At 70.7% G+C, this 4,435-nt stretch carries 3 protein-coding genes; all 3 read right to left on the bottom strand.

All coding sequences use genetic code 11. The annotated features are described in order from the left end of the window. Positions 1-48: 48 nt before the first annotated feature. Positions 49-1,692: a M28 family metallopeptidase gene (locus ACT4N8_RS04005; RefSeq protein ID WP_444856846.1), complete on the bottom strand. Its 1,644-nt coding sequence runs from the start codon at positions 1,690-1,692 to the stop codon at positions 49-51. 71 nt (positions 1,693-1,763) lie between these two features. Further along, positions 1,764-3,794, bottom strand: coding sequence for a M13 family metallopeptidase (locus tag ACT4N8_RS04000; protein ID WP_444856845.1), 2,031 nt, complete (start codon positions 3,792-3,794; stop codon positions 1,764-1,766). A gap of 115 nt (positions 3,795-3,909) precedes the next feature. Beyond that, on the bottom strand, positions 3,910-4,435 hold a 526-nt coding region (locus ACT4N8_RS03995; protein WP_444856844.1), incomplete at its 5' end, for a hypothetical protein.

Below are 4,435 nucleotides of genomic sequence, written 5' to 3'. Positions count from 1 at the left end.
CCTTTCCGCCAATGCCGCAGTGGCCGTCACCTTCGAGGAGGAAGCCTCCTAGCGCCGCCCGGCACCCGCACCGGCAACGGCCGGTGCGCGCGGCTGGTCCGGCGCGAAGGTGTCGGCGAAGAAGCTGCCCCGGCGCCAGCGCGGGCGCGCGCGGTCGTTGGCGACGGCGCGGGCGATCGCGGCGTTGATCCGCGCCAGCCTTGCCGCCGAGGGCCAGTGGAAGGGCCGCGACAGGTCGTCCGAGACTTCGTGATAATGGGCGTCGAAGGCGTCGATCGCCGCCCGGCTTTCCGCCGTGCTCGCCGCGCTGGCGACATAGATGGAGGGGATGCCGGCGCGGACCAGAGGATAATGGTCCGAGCGGGTGAAGCTGCGCTGCTCGGGCGTGGGATCGGGCACGAGCCGCACACCCTCGGCGCGCATCGCCGCCTCGGCGACCGGGCCGAGCGTCGAATGCTCCGCGCCGAAGCCGACCGCTGCGGCGACGTCGTAGGTCAGGATCGGCATGTCCATGTTGACCGCCGCGACGATCCACTCACGCGGCAGCGGCGGGTGGGCCGCGAAATATTCCGCGCCGAGCAGGCCGCGCTCCTCCGCCGTGGTGGCGAGGACCATCACCGAGCGGCGAGGCCGCCGCCCCTCCGCCAGCGCGCGCGCCGCCTCGAGCATGATCGCGATGCCGGAGGCATTATCCATCGCGCCGTTGTAGATCCGGTCCTCGCCCTCGGCGGCGAGGCCGAGATGGTCGAGGTGGCCCATCAGCACGACGACCTCGTCGCGCAGCCTTGGGTCCGCGCCGGGCAGGATGCCGGCCACGTTCGGGCTGTCGAAGCGCTCGAAGCGCGAGCTGCGGCGGATCGTCACGCGCCCGGGCAGCGCAAAACCGCGCATCGTCCGCCCGGCCTCGGCCTGCGCCTGGAGCGCCTGGAAATCCTGCGGCGCGCCCGAGAAAAGCGCGCGGGCGGCCTCGGGGCCGGCGGTGATCGAGACGCGGATTGCGGGCGCTTCCTCGAACGGCCGTCCGTCCGGCGTCAGCCAGGTGACTCGGGGCCGGGCGGGATTGGCGACGGCGCGGTCCCAGCTACGCACCCGTTCGTCGGTCGGGCGGCGCACCGTGATCAGTCCGATCGCGCCCGCCGCCTCCGCCATCCGCGCCTTCTCGCCGCTCAGATGCGCGGCGACGTCGCCCGGCCAGCCGGCAGGCGTGCCGGTGAAGACGACGACGATTCGGCCGCGCACGTCGAGCCCGGCATAATCGTCGTGGCCGAGCGACGGCGCGGTCAAACCGTAGCCGGCGAAGACGAGCGGCGCCTCGAACCGGTCCGAAGTCCGGGCGAGCGACGGCGACATCAAGATCTCGGTGCCGTGCGTGAATGTCCGGCTCGCGCCCGGCAGGGCGAGCACCAGCCGGCCGTCTCCGGGCGCGAGCGTGCGGCGCTGAAAGCCGATCGGCTGGAAGAAGCTCCCGTCCGCCGCCACGCCCTCGAAGCCCAAAGCGGCGAGCTGCTGCGCGACATAATTGGCGGCGATCTCGTGCCCGCGCGTCCCCGCCTCGCGGCCCTCGAGCAGATCGTCGGCGAGGAAGGCGACATGGGCGCGGATCCGCCGTTCGGCCGGACCCGGCGCCGGCTGGGCGAGCGCGGCGGCGGAGAGGGCGAGAGCGGCGGCGACGGAGACGAGGCGTGCAAGCAAGGCGCGTTCCTGAAGGCTCGAGGAAAAGAAAAAGAGGGGCCGGATCGCCCGGCCCCTCTCATATCGCCTGCCTACCAGATGCGCACCCGCTGCTCCGGCGGCAGATGGAGCCGATCGCCCGGCTGGACGTTGAACGCGCGGTACCAGGCGTCGATGTTCCTGACGACGCCGTTCACCCGATATTCGTAGGGGCTGTGCGGATCGGTCAGCACGCGCTCGCGCAGGGCATCCTCGCGATGCTGGCCGCGCCAGACCTGCGCCCAGGCAAGGAAGAAGCGCTGGTCGCCGGTCAGGCCGTCGAACACCGGCGGCTCGCCATGCTGGGCGACGTGGCGGCGATAGGCGGCATAAGCCATTTCGAGCCCGCCGAGATCGCCGATATTCTCGCCCATGGTGAGCTGGCCGTTGACGTTGAGGCCCGGCAATGGCTCGTAAGCGCCATATTGCGCGCCGAGCCGCGTCGTCCGCTCGGTGAAGCGGCGGTCGGTCTCCGGCGTCCACCAGTCGCGGATCCGGCCCTGCGGATCGAAGCGGCGGCCCAGATCGTCGAAGCCGTGGCCGATCTCGTGGCCGATCACCGCGCCGATCGCGCCGTAATTGACCGCCGGATCGGCATTGGGATCGAAGAAAGGCGGCTGCAATATGCCGGCCGGGAAGGTGATCTGGTTCATCAGCGGGTTGTAGGAAGCGTTGATGATCTGCGGGTTCATTCCCCACAAGCCGCGATCGACCGGATTGGGCAGACGCGAGAGTTGCAGATTCCAGCGGAAGTCGCCGGCGCGCTGGACATTGCCGAGCACGTCGCCCGGATCGACCCGGATCGCCGAATAATCGATGAACCGCTCCGGGTGGCCGATGCGCGGCTCGAAGGTGTCGAGCTTCGCCAGCGCCTGGGCGCGGGTCGCGTCGTCCATCCAGTCGAGCCGCTCGAGCCGCTCGCGAAAGGCGGCGCGGAGATTGCCGATCAATTCGCTCATCTGCCGCCGGCTTTCCGCCGGGAAGTGGCGCGCCACGTAGATCCGGCCGACCGACTCGCCCATCGCGCCGTTTAGGAGGTCGAGGCCGCGTTTCCAGCGGTCGCGCTGCTCGGGGACGCCGCGCAGGGTGCGCGAGTAGAAGTTGAAATTGGCCTCGTCGAAAGCGCGCGGCAGATATTGCGCGTTGGCGCTGAGGAACTGGAAGGTCAGCCAGTCCTTCCAGGTGTCGATCGGCACCGTGTCGAGCATCTGGCCGAGCGCGGTGATCGCTGTGGTCTCGGCCGCGACGACGGTCGGGACGTTGCCGAGGCCGCGATGCTGAAGCATGGTCGGCCAGTCGAACTGGGGCGCGAGGGCATTGAGCTGCTCGCGGTTCATCGGATTGTAGATCTGGCGGATGTCGCGGCGCCGCTCGGGCGCCCAATGCGCTTCCGCCATCCGCCGCTCGAGCGCGATCACGCCGTCGGCGCGGCTCTCCGGATCGGCGACGCCCGCGAGCCGGAACAGGCTGACGACATAGGCGCGGTATGCCGTCCGGTAGCGATCATATTGCGCGCCCTCACGCAGGTAGTAATCCCGGTTCGGCATGCCGAGCCCGCTCTGGCCCGCGCCGGCCACGTAGCGGGTCGTGTCGGCGGGGTCGGGGAAGATGCCGACGCCGACCGGCGAGGCGTAGCCCGGGGTCATGAACAGGCGCAGCAAGGCGGCACGGTCGTTCACCGCGGCGATGCGGTCGAGATAGGGCCGCGCCGGCGCGAGGCCGCGCCGCTCGATCCCCGCCTCGTCCATCCAGCTCGCGTAGAAATCGCGGATCTGGCGCGCGGCGGGGTCGTCCCCGGGATTTTCGGCGATCGCGCGCAGCTGCGCCTCGATATCCTCGCCGAGCACCGTCCACAGGCTCCAATTGGTGCGATCGGCGGGGATCGGATTGTTCTGAAGCCAGGTCGCGTTGGCGTAGCGGAAGAAATCGTCGCCGGCCTTCACGTTGGTGTCGCGGGCGGCGAGATCGATGCCGAACGACCCGTAATGCGCCTTGCCCGCGGGCGTCGCGGCGGGCTGGGCCAAAATCGGCGCGGCGCCGGCCAGAAGCAGCGCCGAAACCAGCGCCAGACGAGATTTGAGCATGTGAAAACCTCCCAAGCACAGGCGCTTGGCGCCCGCGCTCCCAGTGATGCGTCCCCGCGCGCTTTCCTTTCGACCTGGCCCGAGTCGCGCAACCCCTTTTAGACGAAGCGCTTGATCAGTCTTGCGAATTGACCAGGCGCGGGGCGCCGTCGCGGACCTCGTTGATGCGGTCGCCGGCGACGATCCACTGGCGCGCCGGATCGCCGGCGGTGAAGGCCAGAGCCCGCCCGGCCATCTGCGAGAGCAGGACATGGACCTCGGTCGGCAGCGGATCGCTCGCCGCGATCTGCAGGGGCGGCGGCGTCTGTCCCTCCGCGACCGCCGGAATGGCGAGGTCGGCGCAGGCGGCCGCGAAGGCGTGGGTCGCGGTCACCCGCCCGCCGGTCACCGTGATCCGGTAATGGCCGCTGGCGGGAAGCCGGTCCCGCGCGGTTTGCGCGCTGATCTCGTAAACCTCGATCGGGCCGTCGCCCGAGGCGGGCGGCACGACCAGAAAGTTCGTGCCCTGCGGCGAGCAGGCGCGGTTGTCCTGAGCGCGGGCGGCGTCGCGCGCGGCGAGATCGATGCCGAACGACCCGTAATGGGCCTTGCCGGCGGGCGTGCCGCCGGGCTGGGCGAGGGTCGGCGCAGTGCCGGCCAGA

Source organism: Sphingosinicella sp., assembly GCF_052387495.1.
Taxonomy (GTDB): Bacteria; Pseudomonadota; Alphaproteobacteria; order Sphingomonadales; family Sphingomonadaceae; genus Allosphingosinicella.
Note: the sequence above shows the minus strand (reverse complement) of the source record. Positions and strands in the feature narration are given on the sequence as shown.

Excerpts from the sequence above, each read along its gene's own strand:
- ACT4N8_RS04000 (WP_444856845.1), bottom strand. The coding sequence starts at position 3,794 with ATGCTCAAATCTCGTCTGGCGCTGGTTTCGGCGCTGCTTCTGGCCGGC.